Genomic DNA, 24,665 nt, shown 5'->3' with positions numbered 1-24,665 from the left:
GGCCGGGTTTCCCCCTGACGGGCCGATTCCTTCGGAGGGCGAACCCTTGGAAGGTGCCCCGGGGTTTTCCGTGGCGGAGCCCCCCGGGCTCGATATGGCCCCGGCTGGCAGGCCCTCGTGGGCCGTCGAAGGGACCCGTCTACCCTGGCCGAATGATGGATGAGGGGGACTTCCGGGTCGGTGACGTGTTGTCGGTCGCGTGCCCCTTCACGGTTACCAGGGTCGAGCAGGGTGTCACGTGGGATTACGTGTCGGTGCGATGGCCGTGGTGGGAGATCGACGGCGACAACGAGTTCGGGCAGTGGAACGGGGTCGTTGCCCTCGGCGTGGACAGCGGCCGAGGTACCGCGTCTGAAGTGGGGCCTGAACTGTTCCGGACGGACCCTTCGCCCGAACAGCTGAAGGCCGGAGACCTCTGTCGGGTCGGAGTGCCGCCCACCGTGGTGCACGTAACGGCTGTCGACCACCATGATCCCCCGCTGGAGACGGTCTGGCTGCCGCGCCCCACCCGGACGGTGACCGTCCTGCCCCGAGGACTGTCCTATCGCGAGTTCCCGGACGCGAGCCACCTCGACGGCTCCGGCTACACCATTCACCCCGGCGACGGGATCCCCTTCACCTTCGAGCTGCTGATGCGTCCCTACGCGTCTCTCCAGGTGGGCGACGAAGTCGCCGACAGCTTCGGCCGGGCATGGCGATTCGACGGCCCCTGGCACTGGGTGGCCTTCGACGGAGAGCCGGCCGGCGAGGGCCCGGCGTGGCCGCTCACCCTTCTCACCCGAGGGGAGATGCCGTGTTCCGCCGAGGACGGTGAAGCAGTGGCGGCGAGCACGGCGAGCGGCTCGCACCAGGAGACGGTCCGAGACTGGATGCTGCTTACCGAGGCCTCGCCCACACCCTGACCTGTCAGGACGTCTGCGGGGTCTTCCCCCGGCTTGAGCGCGGACCTCGGGATCGTTTACGGCACGCAGCGCCCTGGATGCTGGGCAGCGTCGCATCGTCCGGATCACCCATGATCAAACGTCTGTCCATTCGACGGTGGGATGGCGTCGTGTGGGGGACTGGCGGACCGATCCGACGTCGCAATGTGCCGGGCTCTGGCAGACGGGCGGATCTGGCCTCGTTCGCGGGAGGTCCGTTCGACGTCCGGGCTGTGGTGGGGCCATCGAGCCCGGGACCTTCGACGGAGCCGTGCTCGACGTCCCTTCCTTGGGGACCCCTGGGCCCACACCCCTGAGCGACGAATGGCCGACCGCCGACCACGCCGTCGGCACACCCGCTCGCCACTACAGATAGCGGATGAGCGCGAGATCTGTCGGGTTGTGCGTCGGACATGGCGCGTGCGGGCGGGCTGGACCGAGCTCGCTACCTGACAGGTAACGGATGGTCCAGTGCTGTCCGGGCCTGTGTCTCGAACTCGCGAATCCGTTCCCAAGCCGTGTCGGACAGTTCACCCACGTCGGTCAGGCCGTCGCGAAACACTGACCGTACGGAGCGAGACCCTGCAAGGGGGTGCTGAGGCGGATACACCCCGGCCACACATGCCCAGGCCGTCATAGTGCGCACCGCCTGGTGGGCGGCGTGGGCCACCTCCTCCGGGCCCTCCACCAGGACCAGTGCCAATGCCTTGCTCACGGCAGGGCGCATCTCATCGACTCGCCGACAGAGGGCTTCGGCTTCCGGTCCGTGGTGGTTGCCGAGTGCTCCACCATTCGCTTGGACGGTGCCGATCGCCTCGCTGTAATCGACGGCAGCCTCCACGAACGCCGCGTACGCCTGCCGCCGTCCATCTCGGCGCCAGTGCTCGTGCTGTGAGCGGCGTTGCATGGTGCCGTTCAGCCGTGCAGCTCCGAGTGCGCCCAGCATGCCTGTGCACGTACCGACGATTGCCGCAATAGCAGCCATGGTCTGGGGTCCCACAGTCTTCCCCCTCAGAAAGCGCCTCCTGGCTTTGTTCGACGAAGGCAGCGGCCCCCTCAGTTGCAGGTACGGACACCTGCATCCTGGGCACCTGAGCTCGGTGACGGCCGAGGTTGATCTCCAGCTCGGACCCGATGCGAGGCCTCGTCGGCGGTCGGCGCATGATGGCCGTCATGGAGAACGCGGTTGAGAAGATCAAGATCTGGTTCCGGTTCGTCCCTCGTGAGGGATGGTTCCCCCAGGACACCGAGGGTCTGTGGGCGATGCCGCTCGGCGATGACACGGCGTGTGTGCGGAACATCCCGTTTCTCCAGGATGGGGTCGCCGAGGGTGATGTAGTGCGATACCAGACCGACGCCGACGGCATCCACTGGGCTGTCGGGCGGGTCAGTGCGTCCGGCAACTGCACGATCCGTGTGGTGCCTGTGCCCACCGGTCCCCTGGGACGCAATCCGAAGGCGGTGTGTCAGCGCCTTTCAGCGTTCGAGCTCGGAGGCGAGGTCTTCAGCGAGGACTTTCCCATGGTGGCCTTCACCGCACCGGCGGGTGCGGACTTCGCCGGGATCAAGACTCTCCTGGCGCGGGGGCAGACAGAGGGATGGTGGCACTACGAGGTCGGGTCTGGCACTGACGAGTGGTGGAACGCCTGAGCCCGCCGACCGTCTGACCCCTGGTATCGCCGCACAGCGTCCGAAGCTTGGCACGTTCGAGATGCGGCCCTACGGGTCAGCCGCCGTGGAGGCCCCACCCGTCGAGGCCGCTGTAGATGTGGGCTTCGAGGCATTGCGGGGCGTCAAGGCCGACGGCCTCACCCCGGTACACGGCGATGAGGGAGTCCTCGCCCCGCCACCAGTTGTCGGTCACTCCCCGCACTTCATGCACGGGCTCAAAGCCACCGAGGTCCAGGGCCTCGACCGCCTTGCCCTTGATCCGTGTGACGGTTCTGGCCCAGCGGCGGGCGTGGTCGGCGAGCGCCAGGGATTCCACCCAGCCGTCAGTGTCGGCGTGCAGGGGTGTCCAGCGGTAGGCGTCGATGCCGAACGCCCCGTCGGGACCGATCATGAACCTATAGGCCATGGAGACCCGGCAATCCCCCGCCTCGAACGACCAGCCCTGGCCGGGCATCCACTCGGGGCAGTTGGCGTCCAGGATGTGGGGGCCACCCTCGTAGAACGGGGCCGGCGGCAGGGCGAGGCCGCCCCAGCGGTCCTGGAAGGCGGTGACCCGATCGACTTCCGGAGCGGGGACACCGTGCCCGATCCACGCCTCGCGGTGTCGCCGGATGTCCTGGCCTGGGACGCGGATGCCCGCCACCTCGACGAAGCGCCGGGCCCTGGCGTTCAGGCCGGCGGGCCCGACCGGGATGGGCGACACCGGGCTGCCGGCCGTCACAGCTGCGCGCCGTCGCCGGCGTGGAGCACAGACGCCGCGATCTCCCGCACGCGGTCCAGGGTGATGCCTGTGCGCTCGCCGAAGGGGCGCTCACCCGCCGGGCGGGTGTGGACGTAGGTCTTCAGGTTGAGGGTTGTGGCCGGGTAGACCGGCAGGCCGGTGGTGAGCCAGCCGAAGTACGGCTTCTCGGACTCCCGGCCGGGGCTTTCCCACAGCTCCGCGGCCCGGGAGAAATTCTCTCGACTCAGCGAGACCCACACACCCCAGGAGAACACCTCATCGCTGTCGATGACCGGTATCTCGATCAGGCCCTTGACGAAGTAGTGCTGCGCGCGGATCACGCACTGGTCCGACGAGAGCGAGCAGTCGTCGGCGTCGGCAAAGGCCGAATCCCACACGGCCGGGGCCTCGGCCGTGTAGTTCATCGGCAGCTCAGGGTGGTGGGTCCCGCAGCATGCGCACGTGAACCCGAGATCACTGGTCATAGGGCCGGATCCTAATGAAGGCCCGGCCGGCGAGGGTTCTGGACGCCTGCCCCCACCTGGCCACCGCCCGTGACCTCGCTCACGAGTTCAGTGCCGTCGCCCGCGAACGCCGATGTCACGACCTTACGCACGGGATACCTTCACGGCGTCAGACGCGTCGTCCGCGCTTGGTCTTCGCGCGCATTCGGTCGCGAAGCGCGGGCCGGCAGAAGGCGGCTCCAGACCCCCCTGAGCGTGGGTCCGGCGCCGGTCTCCCAGGCCCGCGCCTTCTGCACCCGGCTCATGGGCACCGGAGCCCGCAGCCACGAACGACAACGTCTGCGGCAGGACGTCTCGGGCCAGTGCCGAGAAGTCGCCCCACCCGGCATGGACGCGGGGGTTCCTCAGGTGCCGGCTGGCAGACAAGCGCCGGCGACCTGACCTGGGCGCGGCAGGGGGGCATGTTCCCTCCTGCCGCGCCCGGGACGTGGCGGCGTCAGCTGCTCGCGGAGGTGAGCTGCGGGGCGGGGTCGTGCTTGAAGTTGGCCTGGCCGAAGTTCTTCTTCACGGCCGCGTCCCAGGAGCCGTCCTGGACCATCTTCTTGAGCGCGGCGTTGATCTTGGCGCGCAGATCCCGGTTGCCCTTCTTGATGCCGATGCCGTAGCTCTCGTTGCTCAGGTTCAGCCCGACGAGGCGGAACTTGCCCGTGTTGCCCTTCTGGGCGGCGTAACCGGCCAGGATCGCGTTGTCCGTGGTCATGGCGTCGATCAGGCCGTCCTGGAGGGCGATCACGCACTCCGAGTAGCCGTCGAGCTCGAGCAGGCTGGCCTTCGGCGCCAGCTTCTGCTTGACGTTCTGCGCCGAGGTGGAGCCGGTGGTGGAGCAGAGCTTCTTGTTGTTGAGGTCCTCGGCCTTGGTGATCGTGGCGTCGTCGCCGCGGACGAGCAGGTCCTGGTGGGCCGTGAAGTACGGGCCCGCGAAGTCGACCTTCTCCCGGCGCTGGTCGTTGATCGAGTAGGTCGAGGCGACGAACTTGACCTCGTTGTACTGGAGCAGCAGCTCGCGTTCGGAGCTGTCGACCCGCTTGAACTCGATCTGCTCCGGCTTGTAGCCGAGTTCCTTGGCGATGTACCTGGAGACGTCCACGTCGAAGCCGGAGAAGGTGCCCCCGGCCTCGCGCAGGCCGATACCGGGCTGGTCGAAGGCGATGCCGATGGAGAGGGTCCCCTTGGGTCCTTCGTCGCCGCCGCAGCCGGTGGCGGTCAGGGCGAGGCCGATCACAGCGGCCATCGCACCAGCCTTGGGGACCTTCATGTTGCAACTCTTTCCTCGGGACGCGGGACGCGGAGCGGGATCGCCGGTGCGCGTGGACCGCGGGGTACGTAGAAGCGTCAAGACGCGTGTACGAGGAAGCTAAGAATTCTGCCGCCGCGGTGTCACTCGATCTTGGCAAAACTTGAGGTAACGATTCGGCTCGACCGGCGTTTCTCCGGCGATTACATCTCTGAACGGCATAAAGAGGGACGTCCGAGGTGACATGTTTGGTGCGGGTCGATAGAAATGCACTGTTCCTTGGTGAAGAGGCGCAGATCCGTTTTACCCGGATATTGAGGCTGCCGGAGTCCGGCACCTACGCCCTGCCCCCGGGCCTGCGGGAGTTCCCCCTGCGCCGGGTCGAGGACTCCCCGGACACCGTGCCGCCCGAGTGGCTGGCCAAGGGCGGGGTACGGCGGCGGCCGGGCTTCGGCAGCGAGATCTATGAACGTCACAACGAGTTGGGTTCTGTCCCGCCGATCATGGATTGTGGGAGGATGCCGCCATGACTTATCTCCGAAGGGGCCGTGCCTCGTAGAAGACCAGCTTCACTTCGGCCGCGGGAACGCGGCTGGGGTAGACCCTGGGTGCGGTATCGCGATGTCCCAGGTCTGTCGGGAGCGGCGAATGCAGCTGTCCGTGTGCTCGAACGGGAGCGATTGTCTCCGGGCATCGTGGCGGTGGCGCTGAGCGTGTGGTCCGTGCGCGTCTACGGCACGAGGCGCCGGTGGAGACGATGGGAGGCAGAGTTCACCTGCCCCTGCTGCGGTGAGGGTTGGGCCCGGGACAAGCTGCAAGATGCTCTGTTCATGCTTCCGCCAAGCGCCGCCGGCGAACTTCGGGTGCAGGTCGAGCGCCTGGACGCGGTGCTCCTCAGGCGAACGCATCACGAGCCGATGGAAGACCCGGAGTCGGCGTGGTGGCATCGCAGGTGCTGACCGTACCCGTGTCGCCCACGGGTTCGTCGGCTCTTGCGCGACTGGCCGGGGGGGATCTGACAGTGGCGGAGTGGCGACGTCTGGAGCCGCTCCTGCCCACGGGCAACAACCGCTGCGGGCGGTGGCGCGATCATCGTCAGGGCCAACGGCATCCTGCACCGGGTGCGAACCGGGGTGCAGTGGCGTGACCTGCTTGAACGCTACGGGCCGCGGAAAACCGTCTACGAGCGCCACCGGCAACGGCATGGTGTTTGCCCTGCTCGTAGGCGCCTTCGGTCATGTCGACGGCCTCGGTGAGGCGGCCCAGGAGGTAGCGTGCAGGCTCAGGGTGGCCAGGACGTAGGCACCGGTCTGGACGGCGTCGGCTGAGCGGGCCAGGCGTAGGGCCTGGATGAAGTGCTGCTGGGCCGTGTTGTGGTGGCCCATGTCGACGGTGGCCCGCGCGGCGACGCGGGCGAGTCCGGCGGTGGCGGAGAACAGGTCGGAGCCGGTTTTCGCGGTGTAGGTGCCGCATAGGAGCGGGGCTGCGCGGTTCGGCAGCACGTCGGAGACGGAAGAGGCCATGGCGTTGCCACCGCCGGACTTGGAGTCTCAGCGTCGGGCGTCGTCAGCGGTGAGCCACGACTCGTCGAGGTCCGCGCGCCCGGCCTCTCGGCCTCCGGTGCGCGGCGTGAGGGGGCGGTCGGCTTGGCGGGCCAGCGCCTGACGGGGGTGTGGTAGGCGGCGATGGCGAGCGGGCCACCGGTCAGCAGGGTGCGGCGGTGCATGCTGCTCCAGCACGCGGTGGACAGACGGAGGGCCTCAGCGGGGTCTCGCAGAAGGCCAAGCCCCTGTCTACCCACCTCTGCCGGCGCTCGCCCATCCCGACCGGCCCTACCGGGACGCGGCGGCCGAGGGCCCGCCGCTGCCGCGCCGCCCGGCCTCCAAGGACAGCGCACGATGCTCGGTGGGCGTGATTCCGTAGGCTTCGCGGAACGCCCGGCTGAACCCGGTGGCGCTGGCGAAACCCCAGCGCGCCGCGATCGCCTGGACGGGATGGCCGCTGAGCTCCGCGCGGGCGAGATCGGTGCGGGCGCGCTCCAGGCGGCTCCGGCGGATGTGCGCCGAGACGGTCAGGGGCTGCTCGTCGAAGAGGGCGTGGAGGCGCCGTAGCGAGATGTTGTGCCGGTCCGCGATGACCCGGGGGGTCAGGTACGGGTCGCCGAGGTTGTTCTCGATGAAGCGGTGGACCTGCCGGAGCGCCTCCCGCGCACGGGCCTTGGCGGGCGGCGCGCCGGGGTCCCCGAGCTGCCCAGCGAGAAACATGGTGACCAGGTCGAGGGTGACGGCCCCCAGCCCGCGCAGCTCCTCCGGGCGGCAGTGCGGGGCCTTCGCGATCAGCGACTTCATGAAGTCGGCGAGGATCGCTCCCGCCCCGGTTCCCGTGGGCAGATTCCGTGCGAGGAGGCCGTCCAGGCGGTCCGGGCCGAGTGCCAGAGCCTGACGGGGAATGTGCACGACCACCGATGCGAGCGCATCGTCGGCGCGCGCCCCCTCACCCGGCTGCGAGGTGTCCGTGAGCATGAATCCCCCCGAGACCACCGATGCCTCACCCCGCCGGGAGATCCGGACGGCTGTCTGGGCGAAGAGCGCAAACTCCAGGTGCCCCGGAACGTCGCCCTGCCGGACACGGACATGACTCAGGGCGCGACGTGAGCGCCCGGGTGGGCCGGTCACACCGGACAGGCGCACCACGCCGAGGTCCAGCTGCGTGATGCCCACCGGGGAATCGGCCGCGTATCGGCTGCGGGGCTGGACGGGCGTCACATGGCTCGAGACGGTCTCGTAGAACCAGCCGAACCTGCCCTCGCGCTCCCCGATGGCGCCCGGCGCAACCAGCGTTCCCATGTGATCCCCCCCACACATCGATCTGACAGGACTCCGGCCCGTCACCCGCACCGGCGGGCCCGGGGCCGGGACACACGGCTCAGGGCCAGAGCAACTCCCGCACGCAGTCACCCGTCCGCCCGTCCGCCCGTCCGCCCATCCGTCCTTACTTCCGGCAGCGGACGTGGCGGCGTCGGCTCCTCGGCGGTCGGCGGAGCCCAAGCACCCGGCTCTGCCGGACGGCACTGCGGCATGCGACGCCGCGTGCGAGCGCACGGTCAGGTCGTCGGCGGTGCGGTGGCGGCCCCGCGGCCAGAGAGATCCAGCTCACGGACAGGACAGGGAAGGGTCCGTGAACACAAGGGCCCGGCCTTCGGCATCGCGACGCACGCCTCGTTCACCGCAGTCGCGTACCGGGCCACGGCCCTACCCCCGTAGGGGCTCTGTTCCTCGTTCTCCGGTGATCCGCGCCGTGTGAGAACGGGCACCACGCTATAGCCGCAAGAGGGACCCGAGACCGGACAGCAGACGCCAGCCAGGGGACCGTGCGCGCCACGAGGGGACCCGCCACGCCACAACAGGGACTCCAGGTGTCGTACACCGGTCATGGGCCGGCAGTCCGCTCTGCCCTATGCTCAACGCCCGTGGTATCGCACACGCATCCGGGAACGACCTCCTCCGCAGTGACTCGTCTGGGCGTCGGTGCCGCTCGGCAACTGGGCGTACCCGCACATGGATACGCGCACCTTCTGGGGACCGCTCCCGAGCACCTTGAGGACGACCTCTGCCGCATCCCCGCGGCCACGGTCATCCGCATCGCGGAACTGTCCACCGTTCAGGCCTCCTGGAGCGAGCTCGCCGTGGTGCTGGCGCAGCATTCGGACATCGGCGCCCTCGGGGTCTGGGACTACCTGATCACCTCCGCGCCCACCCCCCTCGAAGGTCTCCGGGACGCTGCGGCCTACTTCGCCGCCGTCGCCGACACCGACGCGGAGAGCATGCGGATCACCGAGGACGGCGAACAGATCACGATCAGCCACGTCAACCAGGCCGACCTGTCCCACGAGGCGGCCTGCGCCATCCGCGCCTACGCACTCGGCCTCTACACCCGGCGCGCCGGTGAGGCCGCCCAGCGTCGGCTCATCCCCGTACGCGTCACCCTGGAAGCCGAGGCACCGCGCCGCTACGACGCCCTGGCCGACCTCTACGGCACCCGGAGCATCGACTTCGAGGCCCCGGACAGCTCGATCACCTTCCTCACCCGCGACCTGAAGACCCCGGCGCCACACAACCAGCCCGGTCTGTCCGCCGTGCTCCGAAGACACGCGGAGCAGACACTCGCCGCCGCCTTCCCGTTGCGCGACTGGCTGGACCTCTTCCGCACCGCACTGACCTCCGTCCACGCCGAGGCGGCCGCACCGACCCTGTCCACCATCGCCCGACGCATGGCCGTCAGCCCCCGAACCCTCCAGCGCCGCCTCGACGAACACGGCACCACGTGGAGCCACGAGACCGAAGCCGTACGCCGCGCCCACATCACCGGGCTGCTCCACAACACCGACCTCAGCGTCGACGCCATAGCCGCCCGCAGCGGATACGCCGACGCCCGCGCCCTGCGCCGCGCGGTACACCGCTGGTACGGCACCACGCCCGCAGCCCTGCGCCACCTTGGCCCTGAAGCTCCCGGCGCCCGGGAACACACGCCCCGGCGAGGCAGCCCTGCGCGCCCGCCGCAGTGACCGCCGGGACTGTATCCGGAGCCAGTGACGATACGGGCCTCCTCGTGCCGGTTGAAGTCGGGCACGAGTCGATCGGGCGGGTACGGGGGAGGCGCAACCGGCGTATGCCTGAGACCTTCGTCGACCTGGGAACCGTCAACGCGCCGTCGGGTGTGCTGGTGCTCGGCATGGGCGGCTGGATCGATCAGTGGCCGGAGCCGGCCCCGCCGCTGTCCGAGCGAGCCAAGGCGGTTGCGGCCATGGGCGGGGGCCATCTTCGTGAGTGGCTGTGCGAGAGGGGACGTCGCCGAGCTCCTGAACGAGACCGCCACAGATGCGCCCGCTTGCTTCGCGAGTCCTACCGATAACAGGCCCCCCAGGAATCCTTCTTGCCTGCCCCGAACTGACAAACTCGTTGATGTGGGCACCGCCCGCCCAGCAGAGCCTCAGTACTCCGTGGTCATCCCGCCCGCCTACCGCGATAATCACCCAGTGAAAGAAACCCCCGCCTCGCCGATACCCGTCATCCTCGGCATAGACGACCTCCGCCCCCTTCCCCGGGCTACGCGGATTGCCCGCACCAGCCGCGAGGGTATCCAGCTTCTGGAAGAGCACCGCAACAGCTTCATTGACGAGCTGTGGCTCGACCACGATCTCGGTGGGGACGACACCATCATGCCGGTGGTGACCCTCATGGAAGAAGCCGCCTTCAACGGACAGCCCTTTCAGATCGGAGCTGTCTTCGTTCACAGCGCCAACCCCATCGGTGCCGAAACCATCGTCAGGTCACTCGCTCGCTGGAGCTACCGTGTCCAGCGGGCAATAGCCTAAGGAGCACGGCCGTCTCAGCCAGCGATAGGGGTCCAGGGCCACCGCCCGCCGACCTTCTGGACCCTCACCTGTACGCCGGCGAGGCGACCGAAGGCATGAGAAGGCTGGACCCACGAGTCCAGCCCTCGGCGCGTCAGAGGTGCGAGCCCTTGGCCGCGATTTGTCCTCTGCCAGAACACCACCGCGGACAACCAGCTGTGGTGCCGCCTATGGGACTCCTCGGCTATGCCTTCCTGCTGGTCAACGCCAGGTCGAGATAGAGGCCGACGACATCGCGGACCTTGTCGATATGTATGCCCTCCAGACCGCGCTCGAGGAACCGCCGTTGCCAGTTGCGCCGTCTCGGGAGCGATCGCGACACGGCGCGAAGTCTGCGGACACTCCGTCAGGGTCGGGCTCTGTCCGGGCGATCTTGCAGGGCCTTCGCGATCAGGTCGTGGATGAGGTATTCGCCAGGGGCTCGGTTCTCCTTGAGGCGGGCAAGGTCGCCGGGTCCGAACCAGTCGTAGGCGGTGTGCTTGGACCATTCCAGGGCGGGATGGCCCAGATCGCCGTCGACCTCGACGAGGTAGTCGGCCTCGTGCCGCATTCCGGCACCGTCGTCCCCGGTCCAGGTGGTGATCCCGAGGAGGCGCAGGACGCGGCGCAGGCGCCAGCCGGTCTCCTCTTCGACTTCGCGGGCGAGGGCGCCCAGCAACGCCTCGCCCGGCTCGACGTGGCCGCCCACGATGTCCCAGCAGTTGGGAAAGAGTCGCCTGTGGGGGCCGCGCTTCTGAGCGAAGGCCTTGCCGTCCCGGTTGAGGATGACCGCTCCGACCGTCCAGACCTCGCCCTCGGCGGGCGTGGGTATCTCGACGCTGGCCTCTGCCGCCAAGCGGCCCCCATCCTTTGGCATGTCCTCACTGTAGGCAGTCCAGCCACTCACGCCGTACTCAAGGAAGTACGGGCGAACGTGCTCCGTGGGATGACGGGGTGGCCGGTCGGCCCAAGGGGAGCAGTGTCACGATGACCTGGTGAACATTCCCGGTCCTTCCGCGCGTCGTCGCATGCTGATCGAGGCGGTCGTCGTGGTCGCGGCAACCGCGACGGCTCAGGTGGCCTGGCTGGAGAAGGACGACGTGCCGCCGGACGAGATCGCCGCCGGTTTCGATGACGCCTTCCGGCTGGCTGGGCAACTGGTCGAGGACAGGCAGCTCAATCCCGCGGTGCTGCCTCGTTTGCAGATGATCGACGAGGTCTTCAGCGAGATGGGCAAGGCTGCGGGGGTGGATCGGTGGACAAGGGAGGCACTGTCCACCGATGCGGGTTGGGATCGTGCCCGGCGGCTGGCGCGAGAAGTCCTCACGGCGGAAGGTGAGGGGGACGCACCGCTGCCGGACATCTGCGTCATCCGATGATGGCTGGGGCGGGGTGCGGACCGTACAGGTCAGGCCATGAGGCCACCCGGGGCGGGCACGGTCCTTGCCCCGCCGAGTGGCCGGGCTGGTGCCGTCTCCGCCCGGTTCGTGTGCTGGCGCGCGGGGGTCGACCGGAAAGTCGGCAAATACCGCGAGCTCGCCCGGGAAGCGGGGCTCCCACTGGTCGTGGCAGCCGGCGCACACCGGTTCTGGTGAGCGCGGACGCCCGCGTGGGGTGGGGGCCTGCTGACCGAGGGGGCGAGCGCGTCCCGAACGCCCTGGTCCTGTTCGACCGGCCCGCCGCCCTTGAACCACCCACCGCCGACGCGGCGGCGAACAGCTGGCTGGTGACCACCGCCCAGGACCGCACCGGCTCCGAGCGGAAGACGGTCCTGCTGGTCAGCACCCGGGGCCGGACAATGCGCGCGGCCGCCCACATGGCCGACGTACCCCGCGACTCACTCGCACCAGGACCACCACGACACCCGCTGACCCACGACCGTGGGGCACCGGGTCCGGCGATCGGCTCCCGCGCCCCACGCGGCGCCCCTTGAACACCGACCGGCCCCGACCCGACCCGCCCCGCTCAGACGTCGGACACAGCCGACCGGGCCCAGGCAACCGCCCCCCGCAGTCCGTCGCTGACCGGGTACGGAACCAACCCCCAGGCGCGGACACGGGCCGCGAAGCGGTCCAGCAGCGGCCCGTCCGGCCCCAGCAGCCCTCCCACCGTCACCAGCGGCTCGCCGCGCCGCGGCCCCAGTGCCGCAGTGCTCTCGGCGAGGAGGTCGGCGGCCTCGTCGAGGATGCCGGCCGCCACGGCGTCGCCGTCGGCCGCGGCGCGCACGACCAACGGGCACCAGCGGGCCAGCCGGACAGGGTCGGCGGGGGTGAGGGCCCCGTCGATGAGCGCGTAGCGCACGGACGACGGGTCCAGGGCGGGCGCCTGGAAGGCATCGGCCAGCCGGCTGACGAGCAGGGTCTTCGGCCCGCGCCCGTCCGCGGCGCGCAGGGCGCGGCGTACGCCCTCGCGGGCGATCCAGAAACCGCTGCCGTCGTCGCCGGTGAGCCAGCCGCAGCCGTCCGCGGTGGCGGCCAGGCGACGGCCGCGCAGACGGCCCGCGGCGGCGCCGGTGCCGGCGATCACCGCGAGGCCGTTCGGCGGGGCGCCGGGGGCGCCGGCGAAGGCGACCTCGATGTCCGCGACGACCTGGACCCGGGCCCCGGTCACACCCAGCCGGGCCAGCGCCGCACCGAGCGCCCGGACGGCCAGGCCCTGCCCGGCGTCCTCCCCCCGCCCCGGCACTCCCGCCCCCGCGAACCCCGCGACGACGCAGCGCACCTCCGCCGCCCGCCCCTCGGGCAGTACGCGCCCGACGGCATCCGCCAGCCGTTCCTCCAACAAGCCCTCCGGTACCGACCGGGCGTTGCCGGCCCCGGCCGACGCCGTGGCCAGCGGTGGACCGCCGCCCGCCTCCGCGACCGCCACCCGCAGACGTGAGCCGCCACCGTCGATTCCCAGCACCAGGCTCATCCCGTCCCCCCCCGCTCAGCCCTGGGTCCGGTACGGCCGGACCGCCTGCTCCGTGGCCGCCATGGCCTCGGTGGTACGGGCGTAGGTGCGCTGCGCCACAGCGATGTACAGCATGTCGAGGACGGTCATCTGCGCGTGCCGGGCCAGCACCGCCTCGGCTCTGAGGCCGGCGGAGCGAACACAGGTGAGCAGGACGAGTTCGGCGTGCTCGGTGCACGGAGACGCGGGGTCGTTGGTCACGGCGATGGTGGTGGCGCCCCGGGAAGCCGCCTCCGCCAGCACCTCGCGCGCCTCGCGCGTACCACCGCTGTGCGACAGCACGAGGGCCACGTCGCCGCGCCCCAGGAGGGCGGCGCCCGTGAGGGCCACGTGCGTATCGCTCCAGGACCAGACCGGCAGACCGATCCGGTACAGCCGCTGCTGGAACTCGACGGCCATGGTGGCGCTGCCCCCGACACCGAACAGCTCGACCCGGCCCGCGTCGGCGATGCGCCGGGCGGCCTCCTCCGCCACGGCCAGGTCGAGGCCCTCGACGGTGCGGGTGACGACGCCGGCGACCGTACCCGCCACCGCCGCGGCCACCTGTTCGAGTGAGTCGCGTTCGCCGATGTCGGCACCGATGTCGTCCCGCCACGTGCCCCGGGCGTCGCGGGCGCCCTGGTCCGCGGCGAGCGCGAGGCGCAGCTGTGAGTAGCCGGCCAGGCCCAGGGCGCGGCTCAGCCGGGTGATGCTCCCGGTGGACACCCCGACGGCCTCGGACAGTTCGAGGATCGTCCGAGCGGCCGCGGCGGCGGGATCGGCGAGGATGAAGGAGGCGAGGGCCCGCTGCGCCTCGGGCAGCTCGCTCTTCACGGCACGGATTCGGTCAACGATCTGGTCCATGGAGAACTATTCTCCGCCAACCTGCCATGAATCTGTCAAGCAATCTTGACTGTTCCTCACGCGTCCCCCACCTTCATCCCCGGGCAGCGAATAATTCTCCATCCCGAGCGGTGCGGACACTCCCCGCCGCCCAGGATCGCCGTATCTGCTTGACGGAACCTCGGCAACCGAATCGTGGCACGGTGCCCCCCGCCCCGGGCGGTCCCGCCGCTCCTGACCCTGGAGAGGAACCACATGCACCAGCCCACCCGTCGCAACCGCTTACGGGCCGCGGCCGCGATCGCCGCGACCCTGTCCGCGCTCGCCCTCAACCTGCTGACCGCGGGCCCCTCGCAGGCCCGAGCGGACGCGGTGTCCAACACCCTCCTGTTCAACTACACCACGCACAAGTGCCTGGACGTCCCCGACACCGGCGCCCCGAACATGGGGAGCATCGTGCAGCAGCACGACTGCATCCGGGGCCCGGGCGACAACCAGATGTGGAACCTCGCGGACGGCGTCGACGGCTACCTGATCCAGAACACCAAGAACCCCGGCCTGTGCCTGGACCTCCCCGGCACCGGCGTTCCCGGCAACTCGCTGGTCGGCTTCTACCCCTGCCAGAACACCACCGCGGACAACCAGCTGTGGTACCGGCTATGGGACTCCTCCGGCTATGCCTTCCTGCTGGTCAACGCCAAGTCGTACAACGCGGGCGCCCCGGTGTGCCTGGACGTCGCGGGCCTGGCCGACGGCACGAACGACCTTCGCGTAGGCGTCTACACCTGCACCACCAGCTACGGCGACGACCACTGGTGGCAGACCGCCTAGTGCTGCGACCGGCCCGGGTCCGCAGGCTGACCGAGCAGCAGGGCCAGAACTCCAGCACATCGTCCGCCGAGACCGCACCGAGCTGCTGCTGGCCTCGGCCGGCGGCAGCACGGTGAGGCCTCCAGGTCGGGTGCGAGTCCGTATCTCAGCTCTCGCAATGGACCCGCACGTGATGGTCGTGCTCACCGTCTCTGTCGGAGACCTCGAACTGCCGAGTGCGGCTGGCCGCCCCGGCGACCTGGCTCTGTGGTGAGGGGAGGGACACAGCGGAAAACGGGAGGCGATCACTCCGTGGCCTGGCCTAGCCTGCTCGCCATCCCACCGACGAAGGGGTCCCGATGTCCCGCTTCCAGCCAGTGCGTCCGGAGATCCTGGCCTTCTACGACGAGTCCGATGAGGCCGGCCGCCTGCACGCCACGGCCACCGGCATGCTCGAACTGGAGCGCACTCGGGAGCTGTTACGCCGCCACCTGGCGCCCGCGCCGGCAAGGATCCTCGATGTCGGAGGCGGCCCCGGCGCCCATGCCCACTGGCTCACCGGCGACGGCCACACCGTGCACCTCGTCGACCCCGTCCCCAAACACATCGCCCAGGCCGCCGAAATCCCTGGCGTCACCACCGAACTCGGCGACGCCCGTGCCCTCACCGCCGCCGACGACTCCTTCGACGTCGTCCTGCTCCTGGGCCCGCTCTACCACCTGCACGAACAGTCCGACCGGCTCGTCGCGCTGCGCGAGGCCCGACGCGTGCTGAGGCCCGGAGGTCTCCTCACGGCCGCCGTGATCAGCCGCTACAGCCCCCTCCTCGACTACCTGGCGACGACCGGCATCGCCGAGCCCGCCATCCAGGACGGTGTCCGCACCACCCTCGACGAAGGGCGCTACTCCGGCGCCCGCGGCTTCACCCACGCCTACTTCCCGACCTCCGCCGAGCTGCGCCAGGAACTGACGGAGGCCGGCTTCCACGAGCACACGGTCTACGGGGTCGAAGGGCCGGGCTGGGTCGCCGTCAAGGCGATCACGAAGTACGCGGGCATCGACCTGATCGGCACCCCCATGTACGAAGCGGCGCTGGCCGCAGCCCGAGTCGCTGAGCCCTACCCGGCCCTGACGGACTCCTCCGCCCACATGCTGGCCTTCGCCCGAGAATGAGCCCGTAGTACGTGCCCAGCGCCCTTCAGGACGCCGCGCACGCCCACCCTCCCCGCAGCCGCCGCCCGCACCCCGGCACCGCCACCGGAGGCTGACCACGCCGGGCTACCGGGCCCCGGACCCGGACCCGGATCCGGGGAGCTCCAGGTCCCTGATCCTCCACGGGGGAAGCCCGCTGTCGATCAGCTCCTGCGCCTCATCGGCGTTGCGGACGAAGATCCGCTGGAACGCCAGCTGCGGCGAAAGGACCGTGAGGGCGGGGCACGGACGAACGACGCCGTACAGTCCACCACCGTGAACGGGCACACCGTACGCGAACGCCGGCACACCGGCACGGGCACCGGGGTTGCTCAGCGCTACGCCGTCCTCCTCGGCCTCCTCGCGGACAGCGGCGAAGAGCTCCTCAACCTGCGGCGGTGAGAGACGGGCCCACCATGCGGCCGCGATCCCGGGCGCGTCCCGCTCCAACGCCACCCGGCGCGCCAGCTCGGCCTCATCGCGGATGCGCCGCTGCTCCTCCTCGGCACGTCGCCGTTGAGCCGCCTCTCGCCGTACCACCCGGTCACGCTCCGCCTGCGCGTCACGCTCCCTCCGCGCCCGCGCGGCCGCCTCCGCCTTGAGGAGACGGTATTTGGCCGCTTGCTCATCCCTCTTGCGGGCGGCTTCAGCTGCCCGCTTCCGCCGCTCGGCCTCGCGGGCCCGCGCCGCGGCCTCCCGCTGAGGCCTCAGCCGCTCGTACTCCACCTCCGCGTGGGCCGAGGCGTGGGAGGTCCACCACAGGTCGCGGACGTAGGGCTGGTACTCGCCGTCGTCCATCCGTGACACCCGGCGGTATCGGGGCAAGGCCCGGTGAGAGGTGAGGGAGCCGCGAAGGACCCATATGACGAAACGGGGGAGCGGCTCCGCTCGGAACTCCCACCGGCCGGCGGCCGCGTCGAAGCCGGCGAGCCCGTCGTCCACGACCCACGGTCCGGGACCGTCATCGAGCGGCGGGCGAACCCGTATGGACGGGACCTCACCCATCCACACAGGAGCTCGCGGGTGGGGCGACACCCAGCAGACGTCGACGCCGTAGGCGCTGTAACGGGCCGTTCGCGCCTGGATGTCCTCCACGGTGATCGGGGAGAGCTGAGCCTCCCACGCCACGCGTCGCGCACCGTCCGGGGACGTCGCCAGCACGTCCGCGCGCCACGTGCCGTCGTGGGCCGGGACCTCCAGTTCGGCGTGCCAACCGGCTGCGCGAGCAGCCGAGGCCAACTCCAGCTTCAGCATGTGGTGTTCCCAGGACTCCTCGGCCATCGTGCATTCCGGAGGCCGCCCCGCGTCGTGGGCGAACATGCGAACACGTCTGGGCCGTGGGGTGTGCTTGGCGTGCACACCCCACCCGCACTCAGGGCAGGTCAACCCTGGCCGGGGCCGGACTCGATAGATGTCGGACCACACCAGCCCGCCACCGAGGTCAGGCTGTGAAACATCGAGGCGGCCAACCTCCGGATGTATAGCCGTAAATGCCATTCCGCGCCCCGAGAGGTTAGAAGGTCCGATGACCGTTGCGCTTATTTTTAGCCGTACTTGATAGAAATTCAGCCACACCTTCTCCTTGGATCCGACCTACGGATAAGTCGATATTCTCGCTCCATGGCCGGTGCGATGCTCGGCCCGATCGGCCTACTTGCTCCACTGCGGATTCCGCCTGCTCCGGAAAGATGATCCTGCTCCAGTGGCCCGTTTCAGCCCAAGGGCTCCCTGCCGCGTTGGCAGCAGTCCGCCGGCGCCTACGGCGAGGAAGGCGGCGCCTGCCGCGCAGTGAGATCGGGCTCTGGCAGGCTGATCAGGTGAGTGGGAATGACGAGGAGTCCGGCAACCGGTTTCGAGATCGACGCGAAAGCAAGTACGGAGATGACTTCCTTGACGAGGTACTCGTCCGGTGTCCTAGGTGTGGCGGGTGCGCCACCATCACGCCCCACCCCGAGATCCCCGCAGACGACAACGCGGTGGGCGCCGGGCGGCGGCCCTTCCGTCGGCGGCTACGGTGCACAGGGTGCGGCTTCTTCAAGGATCAGAAGGTCGACTCTGCCGTCGTTGGCAGCCCCATCGACCCCGACTTCCAGCGACCGCTCTGGCTGCAGGCAAGCTGCTGCGGAAACGTGCTGTGGGCCTACAACCTGCGCCATCTCGATCTGCTGGAAGCCTACGTGCGGGCCAAACTGCGTGAGCGTGGAGAGCTTGCGCCCGGAGCCCCGATGAGTCTCGTTGAGCGGCTGCCCAGCTGGCTGAAAGCAGCGAGGAACCGCACCGAGATCCTGCGGACGATCAAGCGCTTGCGCTCCACAACGCCAACTGCCAGGTGATCAGACCCGCTTGACCCCGGCGACGGCGCCCCGGCGCTGATGGCCCTCGGCGGACGTCCGATGTGCTGCGCGCCGGTACACAGGAGGAGTGGCCTTCGACTATCGCCAGCCCGTGGCCAGACCTCGCGGACCGGCCCTTTCGGCCTACGGCCCGGACCGAGCGGCTTGACGCCGAGTACGCGCCCAGTGCCACCCCCCGGCTCTAGCCCGCGGGTCGGCGTTGACGCTCGCTTGTCCCGGCGCACCATCACGCTGCCTCCGCTCTCTCCATACGAGGAGTGCCCCCAGGGCGGAGGCGAAGTCGAGGGCCGCCCATGCCCACGCCGCCCTTTTCGAGGTGGGGTCTGCCGATGTGCTCAGGCGTAGTTCATTGGGCACTGCCGACGGAGCGAGTACGCGGGCACACTCACTACATGATCACCTCTTCCTCCACCGCAGCTGATGCCTCCCGCCCCTCCCCGGTCTGGGTGGAGTCGATGGGCGGTCCGCTGATCGTCGTCCCCGTCTCCGCCCTGCCCTCCTGGGGCGGGTGCACGGAGAGTGGCCTCATGGCGGCAGACGCCACCGCCCCGGACGACTACGACCGGGCCTGCGCCGTGGACACGCTGGCCGGTGTGATCCCCATCGACGAGAACGGTACGCAGGCCCTGGTGCTGGCGGACGAGCCGGCGACCAGCTGCTATCTGCCCCGGCACCGAGCGTTCCTGCGGTGGCTCGCCGCCGAGACCGAGGCCGGACTGCGCGCCGCGGCAGAGGCCGTCCTCGTAGACCCAGCCACAGTGTGGGAGGAGTGTGGCACCTGGGTTTCGGACGGACCGGCGGTGCTCATGGACTCCGCCGGAGCCGGTTCCGACTCGGGTACCGAGTACCCCGACGGGGGGATGCCCGCCGAGGCATCGGTTCCGCTGCCCGCCGGCCGCTGGAGGGTCCGCGCCACGCAGACCGAGGCGGACGCCGAGAACCGGGTCGGCCTGGTCCAGCTCCTGCCCGCCGGATCCTGAACGGGCAGTGCTTCCGTCGCGTGCGGTCAGCCACCACGTCTCAGCCCCTCAACCATCCGTACACCTCACGTAGTTGACGCGCCGACCAGACGGCTACCGCACCACGAGGCCCCGACGTCTCCTCGACAGGTTCTCCGGAAAGGCCGCAGATGCCCGCATGGTCGCGTGAGGCGTACCCGCCGCCACTGGTTCGACGAGGCCGCCCTGGTCACGCGCACGAGGCCGACCGGTGTGGTCAGCGCGGCGGCGCCCACGGGTCGTCCGTGGGGCCGGCCTGCTCCGGGTGGAGCATCTCGCGTATGCAGCTTCTGAGTCCCGTTTCGCCGGATCCGCCGGCGGCGGTCATCCAGGGCAGGGCCTCCATGGTGTGGGACAGCTCGTCGGTGGCGAGGTCGTCGACCGTGGCCCGCAGGTCGTCGGGGGCGGCCTCGGCGGTGAGGCAGAGCCAGCCGATCGCGGCGGCCAGCCGGACCTCGGGCGCCTGTGCCCCGTCCCGCCACCGCTCCCGCATCCACGCGGTGGTCGGCGGATGGGGGTGGGCACGGGTGACTTCGGCGGTGGCGAGGACCAGGGCGGCGCGGACGATCGGATCCTGCTCGGCGGTGAGCCGGGCACCGAGGGCGGCCCGGACCGTGCGGTCGGGGTCGGCGGCCGTGGCGAGGGCATAGGCGGCGCGGATCCGGATCGCGGGGTCGGGGTCGGGGTCGTCGAGAAGGGACCGCAGGAGGGTGGCGTCTGCGGTGATCGCGGCCCGGGCAGGGGCCACCGACCACCCGGCGGGGTAGCCGCTCACCTCGATGCCGTAGTCGTCGTACGGGTCGTAGCCGGCGGACCGGGTGTCGCGGTGGAGCAGCAGCCCTTCCCGGGAGGCGACGCCGAAATAGCGGGCGCGGGCCGGGGCGGAGACCTCGGCGAGCGTGATGGCACGGCGCGGGTGGCCGGCGTCGGCGGCGATCCGGATCAGGAAGGGCACGGCGAGTACGGCAGCGGCCCGCATGTCGTCGGCGCAGTGCCAGGTCACCACCCCCGGTTCGATGAGATCGGGGGAGTCACCGGTATACAGACGGTGAACGGCCTCCCTGACACGGTCCCCCTCCGGGAAGTGCTCCCAGGGGACTTCGTCGAGCAGGAACCCGTCCTTGACCTCGGGCCGGACGCTGGCCACCACCGCCCGCACGTCGAACGGTCCGCCGACGAAGGAGGCCAGCTCCGCCCCGTCCGCCAGCGCCCGGCACATCGCGAACGTCGGATCGACACGCCAGTTCTCCACGTCACCACCCCCCGCCGAGTTTAAAGCCGTCGTGGTAGCCGGGCGTAGCTGCCGGGCCGGGGGCGGGTCCTTCTTTTCACGCAGAGCTAGCGGGTCCCGGGGGCGTGTCCTCGGTTCTGTCGCCAGACATCAAGCGGCAGCTTGGACCCGATACGGAGACCGACGCCTCGCTGCCAGCCTGCAAGCCGATGCAAGCGGTCGGCCACTCGATCTCGAACGCTTGGAAGGTCAACGAGAGCACCGCCCCGCCACAAGTGCGAGGCCTGGCGCCGACCGCGCGGGCGAACGACTCCTCCCGCCCGACCTCCCTGCGTCGCTTCGACTCCAGGGCGTACGAGGTGCCTGCCTGGCAGGCCGGTTGAGCGTGGTGTGGTGCGAGTTCGCAGTAGGAGCCGTTGCCGGTCGTCCCTCGGTCGCCCCGGATACCTGGGCTGGAGCGAGATCAGAAATGGGATGAACTGCGTTGACTGCAACGTCTTGGCGCGATCGGGACAGGCAGTTCGGGCTTGTCGGCCGGAGTGGCCGTGGTCCCGGACGGCGTGGGCCGGCGTCGCCGGTGATCCTGGGCGGATCACCGGCGACGCCCGGTGGGTCGGTCAGAAGTGCGGGGTGAGCAGCGAGCCGAAGGTGTAGGTGCCCTGCGTCAGTCCCAGTTCGGCCGGGTCGTTGAGGTACGCGGTCGCCGAACCGGGCTTGGACAGGCTGGACGTCTGCTTGTAGTAGCCGCCCCGGGGGCTGAGGCAGTCCGTCCAGGTGTACGTGCCCGCGGCCAGGTAGAGGTCGCGGGTCGGGTAGCGGTACTGGTCGAGGATCTGCGTCCACGTGTAGGTACCGGAGGCCAGGTATATGCTCCGGGTCGTGCACGCGGGGTCCTGATCCCACGTCGGTCGGCCGTCCACCCAGACGCTGCGTGTGTTGTAAGCCGTGTCCGCCGCACTCGCGGGCGTCCCCGCCAGCGTCATGACCGCCGTCGCCGCAGCGGCCACGGCCGCGATTTTGCCGAACTTTCCAGCCACGAGTTGTCTCCCCCTTGATGATGCCGTCGTCGATTGTCCAGGTGATGAGGAGTCGCCGGCCCCCTGTTCGGGCAGGGGACCGGCGTCTTCATCCGCAGATGAATCTAGGTGCGCTTGTCGCGTGGTGGTGTTCGTGGTGTGCCGGGTTTCTGTGTTCTGCGTGCCGTGTGCGCCCAGTGGGAACGCGATGGCTTGCGGCCTGGCGGGCGCTGCAGGTCCGGGACCGGATCCCCGCGGACGGGCCCGCTGACGGTCTGCCGCCGGGGGACTCGCAGGTTTGTCGGCTTTCTTCCGGGGCCGTGCACCGGGTGGATTCCGGATCCGCGCAGTCCCGGTCGGCGCTCACTGGTGACAACTAACTCTGACTATGGGGCTTCACACTGTCTGGAATTTGGCGGGTACGGAGACAAAACCAACTGGGCGCCCATCGTGCTCTCTGCAGGGGCGCGCCGTGGTCACGGCACCTTCGGTGACGATGAAGGCAGCGAGGACGCGCGGGTACTCAGGGTGCTCGGCCAGGTCCGGACGGGCGGCCGGGAGCCGGTCGACGAGGGCGGTGAAGGTCTCCCGGGTAATCGACAGGCGTTCGAGGCTGGTCTCGGCTTCCCGCAGTCGACCGTGCGGCTCTTCGATCTGGGTGCGAGGTCGCCGGCCAGAGCCCAGGCGGTGTCCTCGTCCCGGCGAGCCCGCCGTCGGCCGCCGCGAGATCCGTAGTCGAGCTACTCGGCGACATGCGTACCGACCGGATCTCCTCGCCCAGGTTCCGCCAGGCCAAGGCCGGGTGGGATGCGAGACAGAGGTGCCCGTTGAGCCGGACGGGGGCGTAGGCGCCGACGGCCAGCGGATCCGGAACGAAGGCAAACCGGCGGACATCCCCGTCGTGGACGGCGTCCGGCTCGTGGTCCTCGCCTCCCCCCCCGCAGCCAGGGAGATCGCGGCGGATCTGGGCCTTGGGGCGGCGAGGGGGGGAAGGTCCAGGGGGCGTGGCCGAAGGCCAGGCGTCTGGCGGAACGCGGGTGGCCCCTGCTGGCGGCGTCGGGGAGGTTCAGTGTCGGCCGACGGCTCGCGGCCGGGCCAGACGCCGGTTCATCCGCCTGACCACCGACGACGGGATCACCGCCTCGCTGCTGGCCGGCGGCGTCTCGTACTCCGTGGCCGGGCGGCGGGAGTTCAACAGCCACGCGAACGCGCGCTCTGCCACCCAGCGTCTGGGGAGGACCGCGAACCCTGTCATGCCGTCGGTGCGCTGCAGCCGCCGTCGGCCAGACGAGGGGGGCGTCCCCCTCCGAGGTTCATCGGACGGGGACGCCCCCACGGTTGTTCCGTTGGCGTAACTCGGTATCGGATGCGCGGGCTACCAGTGCTTGATGGTGACGCCGAGCGTGGAGGTGATGGCGCCGATGTCGGTGTACGACATGATGTCCCAGCACGTGACGCGGTCACCGATCGCCGCCGGGCTGGTGCACGTGGTCGTACCGCCGACTCCGGATTCGACGAGGCCTGCGGAGATGAGCCCCTTCGCGAGGACCGTGCTTCCCGTCGTCGGGAAGAACACGGGCCCGCCGGAGTCGCCGTTGGCGTTGATCTGGCGGAAGTTGGGGCTCTTGTCGCGGACGTCGTTCTGGCTGTACCAGGTGTGCCCGTCGTAGGTGTGGTGGGTGCCCGTCCGGTACACCTGCATGTTGCAGGTGTAACCCGTCACGGAACCGGACACGCACATCCAGTCGCCGTTTCCGGTCGACTGCGTACCGGTGACCTCGGCCGTGTACTGGCCGGCTCCGTTCCAGTTGTAGTAGTCCGGGCCGAGCCAGACGTCACCGTAGGAATAGCCCGAGACCGCTTGTCCGTCGTAGGTGTAACTGATCTGCGTGGTGCGTCCGACGGACGAGTTGTCGCCGCGGTACCAGTTGTCCCAGCCGCAGTGGGCGGCGGTGAGGACGACGTCGTGACCGGCGGAGTCGCTCGCGGCGAACCCCGTTGAGCACCCGCCGCCGGAGCCCGAGTGGATGTGGCCGCCTGCCATGTTGTACAGGCCCGGGCCGTTGATGTTGCGGTTGATGGAGGAGCTTCCGGTCCAGTTGGTCGTGGGCTTGGCCGAGACAGTCTCGATGGTGACGGGATAGTCGCCGATGATGCCGCGGATCGTGGTGATGACGTCCGCGGACGCGACCGCGGCCGACGGGGTCGCGGGTGCCGGTGCGGACGGCTTCTCTGCGTTACGGGGTACGGCCGTCGAGGCGTCGAGCCCGACGTGGAGCCCGCTGCCGTCGGGCTGGGGACCTGCCGACACGATGTGCCGGCCGCCCAGCAGCGCCGGGTCGGCTGCCGCGGCCTGCATGAGCGCGACGGACTTCCGGTTCAGGTCCGACTCGGTGTAGGCGGCGCGCAGGGTGTCGACCTTGATGCCCTGGCCGGTGGCTGCGCGCCGGGTCTCTTCCTGGACGGCCGACGGGACTTGGCCGTGCCAGTACAGCGTCATGGAGTTCGCCAGCGGATCGACGACGACCCCGCCGATGCCGGCTTCCTCACCCGACGAAGACCCGACGGCACGGATCCGGTCGCGCAGGGAGTCGAGCTTGGGCTGGTTCGTCATGATGGCTGCTGTGTCCGCGGCGGAGTTGCCGAAGAGCACTGCGCCACCGCTCGCCTTCGAAGGGGCCGCGCGGTTCGCTGCCGCCGACGCGGAGACGGGTAAGGCGAGCCCCGCCGTCACGGCCACGGCTATACAGGCCATCACTGCGGCCTGCCTCTTGGGCTTGTTCAAAATTCCCCCCAGTTTTCCAAACCGTTGATTTTCTGCTCCGGTGGG

Annotated in this window: 21 protein-coding genes and 3 pseudogenes; 12 read left to right on the top strand and 12 right to left on the bottom strand. The window is 70.0% G+C overall.

Going from position 1 to position 24,665, the window contains the following annotated elements; translation table 11 throughout:
* Window positions 1-152: 152 nt before the first annotated feature.
* Both ABT403_RS12270 and ABT403_RS12265 read left to right on the top strand, forming a co-directional pair.
* Entirely contained in the window at window positions 153-902 is a 750-nt protein-coding gene (locus ABT403_RS12270) for a hypothetical protein (protein ID WP_344158805.1), read from the top strand.
* Between the two features lie 1,191 nt (window positions 903-2,093).
* A complete protein-coding gene (locus ABT403_RS12265; protein WP_344158809.1) occupies window positions 2,094-2,570 on the top strand; it encodes a DUF4265 domain-containing protein in 477 nt (158 codons plus the stop codon).
* A 76-nt stretch (window positions 2,571-2,646) separates the two neighbouring features.
* Here the strand turns inward: ABT403_RS12265 and ABT403_RS12260 are convergent, their stop codons facing one another.
* From ABT403_RS12260 to ABT403_RS12250, 3 genes are all read right to left on the bottom strand, one after another.
* Window positions 2,647-3,312: a hypothetical protein gene (locus ABT403_RS12260; protein ID WP_344158811.1), complete on the bottom strand. Its 666-nt coding sequence runs from the start codon at window positions 3,310-3,312 to the stop codon at window positions 2,647-2,649.
* Window positions 3,309-3,737, bottom strand: coding sequence for a DUF2199 domain-containing protein (locus tag ABT403_RS12255; protein WP_344159002.1), 429 nt, complete (start codon window positions 3,735-3,737; stop codon window positions 3,309-3,311). Before ABT403_RS12255 ends, ABT403_RS12260 begins: the two co-directional genes overlap by 4 nt.
* A gap of 535 nt (window positions 3,738-4,272) precedes the next feature.
* The gene (locus ABT403_RS12250; protein WP_344158813.1) at window positions 4,273-5,091 is read right to left on the bottom strand and encodes a glutamate ABC transporter substrate-binding protein; all 819 of its coding nucleotides are present in this window, start codon (window positions 5,089-5,091) and stop codon (window positions 4,273-4,275) included.
* 218 nt (window positions 5,092-5,309) lie between these two features.
* On the opposite strand from ABT403_RS12250, the pseudogene ABT403_RS12245 reads away from it, so the two are divergent.
* Together ABT403_RS12245 and ABT403_RS12240 are read left to right on the top strand one after the other, a co-directional pair.
* A pseudogene (locus ABT403_RS12245) lies at window positions 5,310-5,504 on the top strand (hypothetical protein); the annotation flags it as partial.
* 566 nt (window positions 5,505-6,070) lie between these two features.
* Window positions 6,071-6,260, top strand: a pseudogene (locus ABT403_RS12240) (transposase); the annotation flags it as partial.
* 45 nt (window positions 6,261-6,305) lie between these two features.
* On the opposite strand, the pseudogene ABT403_RS12235 reads toward ABT403_RS12240, so the two are convergent.
* Together ABT403_RS12235 and ABT403_RS12230 are read right to left on the bottom strand one after the other, a co-directional pair.
* Window positions 6,306-6,608 (bottom strand): annotated as a pseudogene (locus tag ABT403_RS12235) (NsdA family TPR-like regulatory protein); the annotation flags it as partial.
* A gap of 294 nt (window positions 6,609-6,902) precedes the next feature.
* Window positions 6,903-7,916, bottom strand: a complete 1,014-nt coding sequence (locus ABT403_RS12230) for a helix-turn-helix domain-containing protein (RefSeq protein WP_344158817.1) — start codon at window positions 7,914-7,916, stop codon at window positions 6,903-6,905.
* Between the two features lie 662 nt (window positions 7,917-8,578).
* On the opposite strand from ABT403_RS12230, the gene ABT403_RS12225 reads away from it, so the two are divergent.
* Entirely contained in the window at window positions 8,579-9,634 is a 1,056-nt protein-coding gene (locus tag ABT403_RS12225) for an AraC family transcriptional regulator (RefSeq protein ID WP_344158820.1), read from the top strand.
* Between the two features lie 399 nt (window positions 9,635-10,033).
* Window positions 10,034-10,444 carry a cyclic-phosphate processing receiver domain-containing protein gene (locus ABT403_RS12220; protein ID WP_344158822.1) on the top strand — a complete coding sequence of 137 codons (411 nt, stop codon included), beginning with the start codon at window positions 10,034-10,036 and terminating at the stop codon, window positions 10,442-10,444.
* A 385-nt stretch (window positions 10,445-10,829) separates the two neighbouring features.
* Here the strand turns inward: ABT403_RS12220 and ABT403_RS12215 are convergent, their stop codons facing one another.
* Complete coding sequence (locus ABT403_RS12215) at window positions 10,830-11,318, bottom strand: NUDIX hydrolase (protein ID WP_344158824.1); 489 nt, start codon at window positions 11,316-11,318, stop codon at window positions 10,830-10,832.
* A gap of 139 nt (window positions 11,319-11,457) precedes the next feature.
* Here ABT403_RS12215 and ABT403_RS12210 point away from each other — a divergent pair, with 139 nt between their 5' ends.
* Window positions 11,458-11,841 (top strand): hypothetical protein, encoded by a 384-nt coding sequence (locus ABT403_RS12210; protein WP_344158826.1) that lies wholly within the window; start codon window positions 11,458-11,460, stop codon window positions 11,839-11,841.
* A gap of 212 nt (window positions 11,842-12,053) precedes the next feature.
* Window positions 12,054-12,395, top strand: a complete 342-nt coding sequence (locus ABT403_RS12205) for a hypothetical protein (protein ID WP_344158828.1) — start codon at window positions 12,054-12,056, stop codon at window positions 12,393-12,395.
* Between the two features lie 32 nt (window positions 12,396-12,427).
* On the opposite strand, the gene ABT403_RS12200 is transcribed toward ABT403_RS12205, so the two are convergent.
* Window positions 12,428-13,375 (bottom strand): N-acetylglucosamine kinase, encoded by a 948-nt coding sequence (locus ABT403_RS12200; RefSeq protein ID WP_344158830.1) that lies wholly within the window; start codon window positions 13,373-13,375, stop codon window positions 12,428-12,430.
* A 15-nt stretch (window positions 13,376-13,390) separates the two neighbouring features.
* A complete protein-coding gene (locus ABT403_RS12195) occupies window positions 13,391-14,257 on the bottom strand; it encodes a MurR/RpiR family transcriptional regulator (RefSeq protein ID WP_344158832.1) in 867 nt (288 codons plus the stop codon).
* Window positions 14,258-14,491: 234 nt separating this feature from the next.
* Between ABT403_RS12195 and ABT403_RS12190 the strand changes: the two genes are divergently transcribed.
* Together ABT403_RS12190 and ABT403_RS12185 are read left to right on the top strand one after the other, a co-directional pair.
* Window positions 14,492-15,067 carry an RICIN domain-containing protein gene (locus ABT403_RS12190; RefSeq protein WP_344158834.1) on the top strand — a complete coding sequence of 192 codons (576 nt, stop codon included), beginning with the start codon at window positions 14,492-14,494 and terminating at the stop codon, window positions 15,065-15,067.
* Between the two features lie 338 nt (window positions 15,068-15,405).
* On the top strand, window positions 15,406-16,218 hold the full coding sequence (locus ABT403_RS12185) for a class I SAM-dependent methyltransferase (RefSeq protein ID WP_344158836.1): 813 nt from the start codon (window positions 15,406-15,408) through the stop codon (window positions 16,216-16,218).
* 105 nt (window positions 16,219-16,323) lie between these two features.
* Here the strand turns inward: ABT403_RS12185 and ABT403_RS12180 are convergent, their stop codons facing one another.
* On the bottom strand, window positions 16,324-17,733 hold the full coding sequence (locus tag ABT403_RS12180; protein WP_344158838.1) for a competence protein CoiA family protein: 1,410 nt from the start codon (window positions 17,731-17,733) through the stop codon (window positions 16,324-16,326).
* A 320-nt stretch (window positions 17,734-18,053) separates the two neighbouring features.
* On the opposite strand from ABT403_RS12180, the gene ABT403_RS12175 reads away from it, so the two are divergent.
* Both ABT403_RS12175 and ABT403_RS12170 read left to right on the top strand, forming a co-directional pair.
* Window positions 18,054-18,569 (top strand): hypothetical protein, encoded by a 516-nt coding sequence (locus tag ABT403_RS12175; RefSeq protein WP_344158840.1) that lies wholly within the window; start codon window positions 18,054-18,056, stop codon window positions 18,567-18,569.
* A gap of 413 nt (window positions 18,570-18,982) precedes the next feature.
* Window positions 18,983-19,570: an Imm21 family immunity protein gene (locus tag ABT403_RS12170; protein WP_344158842.1), complete on the top strand. Its 588-nt coding sequence runs from the start codon at window positions 18,983-18,985 to the stop codon at window positions 19,568-19,570.
* 235 nt (window positions 19,571-19,805) lie between these two features.
* Here the strand turns inward: ABT403_RS12170 and ABT403_RS12165 are convergent, their stop codons facing one another.
* From ABT403_RS12165 to ABT403_RS12155, 3 genes are all read right to left on the bottom strand, one after another.
* Window positions 19,806-20,840, bottom strand: a complete 1,035-nt coding sequence (locus ABT403_RS12165) for a hypothetical protein (protein WP_344158844.1) — start codon at window positions 20,838-20,840, stop codon at window positions 19,806-19,808.
* 596 nt (window positions 20,841-21,436) lie between these two features.
* Window positions 21,437-21,856 carry a hypothetical protein gene (locus ABT403_RS12160; RefSeq protein ID WP_344158846.1) on the bottom strand — a complete coding sequence of 140 codons (420 nt, stop codon included), beginning with the start codon at window positions 21,854-21,856 and terminating at the stop codon, window positions 21,437-21,439.
* A 1,354-nt stretch (window positions 21,857-23,210) separates the two neighbouring features.
* A complete protein-coding gene (locus tag ABT403_RS12155) occupies window positions 23,211-24,449 on the bottom strand; it encodes a chymotrypsin family serine protease (protein WP_344158848.1) in 1,239 nt (412 codons plus the stop codon).
* Window positions 24,450-24,665 lie beyond the last annotated feature (216 nt).

The organism is Streptomyces sp. NPDC000075 (assembly GCF_040301925.1).
Classification (GTDB): Bacteria; Actinomycetota; Actinomycetes; order Streptomycetales; family Streptomycetaceae; genus Streptomyces; species Streptomyces polychromogenes.
Note: the sequence above shows the minus strand (reverse complement) of the source record. Positions and strands in the feature narration are given on the sequence as shown.

Excerpts from the sequence above, each read along its gene's own strand:
- ABT403_RS12200 (WP_344158830.1), bottom strand. The coding sequence starts at position 13,375 with ATGAGCCTGGTGCTGGGAATCGACGGTGGCGGCTCACGTCTGCGGGTG.
- ABT403_RS12270 (WP_344158805.1), top strand. The coding sequence starts at position 153 with ATGATGGATGAGGGGGACTTCCGGGTCGGTGACGTGTTGTCGGTCGCG.
- ABT403_RS12250 (WP_344158813.1), bottom strand. The coding sequence starts at position 5,091 with ATGAAGGTCCCCAAGGCTGGTGCGATGGCCGCTGTGATCGGCCTCGCC.
- ABT403_RS12185 (WP_344158836.1), top strand. The coding sequence starts at position 15,406 with ATGTCCCGCTTCCAGCCAGTGCGTCCGGAGATCCTGGCCTTCTACGAC.
- ABT403_RS12155 (WP_344158848.1), bottom strand. The coding sequence starts at position 24,449 with ATGACGAACCAGCCCAAGCTCGACTCCCTGCGCGACCGGATCCGTGCC.
- ABT403_RS12170 (WP_344158842.1), top strand. The coding sequence starts at position 18,983 with ATGATCACCTCTTCCTCCACCGCAGCTGATGCCTCCCGCCCCTCCCCG.
- ABT403_RS12195 (WP_344158832.1), bottom strand. The coding sequence starts at position 14,257 with ATGGACCAGATCGTTGACCGAATCCGTGCCGTGAAGAGCGAGCTGCCC.
- ABT403_RS12265 (WP_344158809.1), top strand. The coding sequence starts at position 2,094 with ATGGAGAACGCGGTTGAGAAGATCAAGATCTGGTTCCGGTTCGTCCCT.
- ABT403_RS12255 (WP_344159002.1), bottom strand. The coding sequence starts at position 3,737 with ATGAACTACACGGCCGAGGCCCCGGCCGTGTGGGATTCGGCCTTTGCC.
- ABT403_RS12230 (WP_344158817.1), bottom strand. The coding sequence starts at position 7,916 with ATGGGAACGCTGGTTGCGCCGGGCGCCATCGGGGAGCGCGAGGGCAGG.
- ABT403_RS12190 (WP_344158834.1), top strand. The coding sequence starts at position 14,492 with ATGCACCAGCCCACCCGTCGCAACCGCTTACGGGCCGCGGCCGCGATC.
- ABT403_RS12180 (WP_344158838.1), bottom strand. The coding sequence starts at position 17,733 with ATGGCATTTACGGCTATACATCCGGAGGTTGGCCGCCTCGATGTTTCA.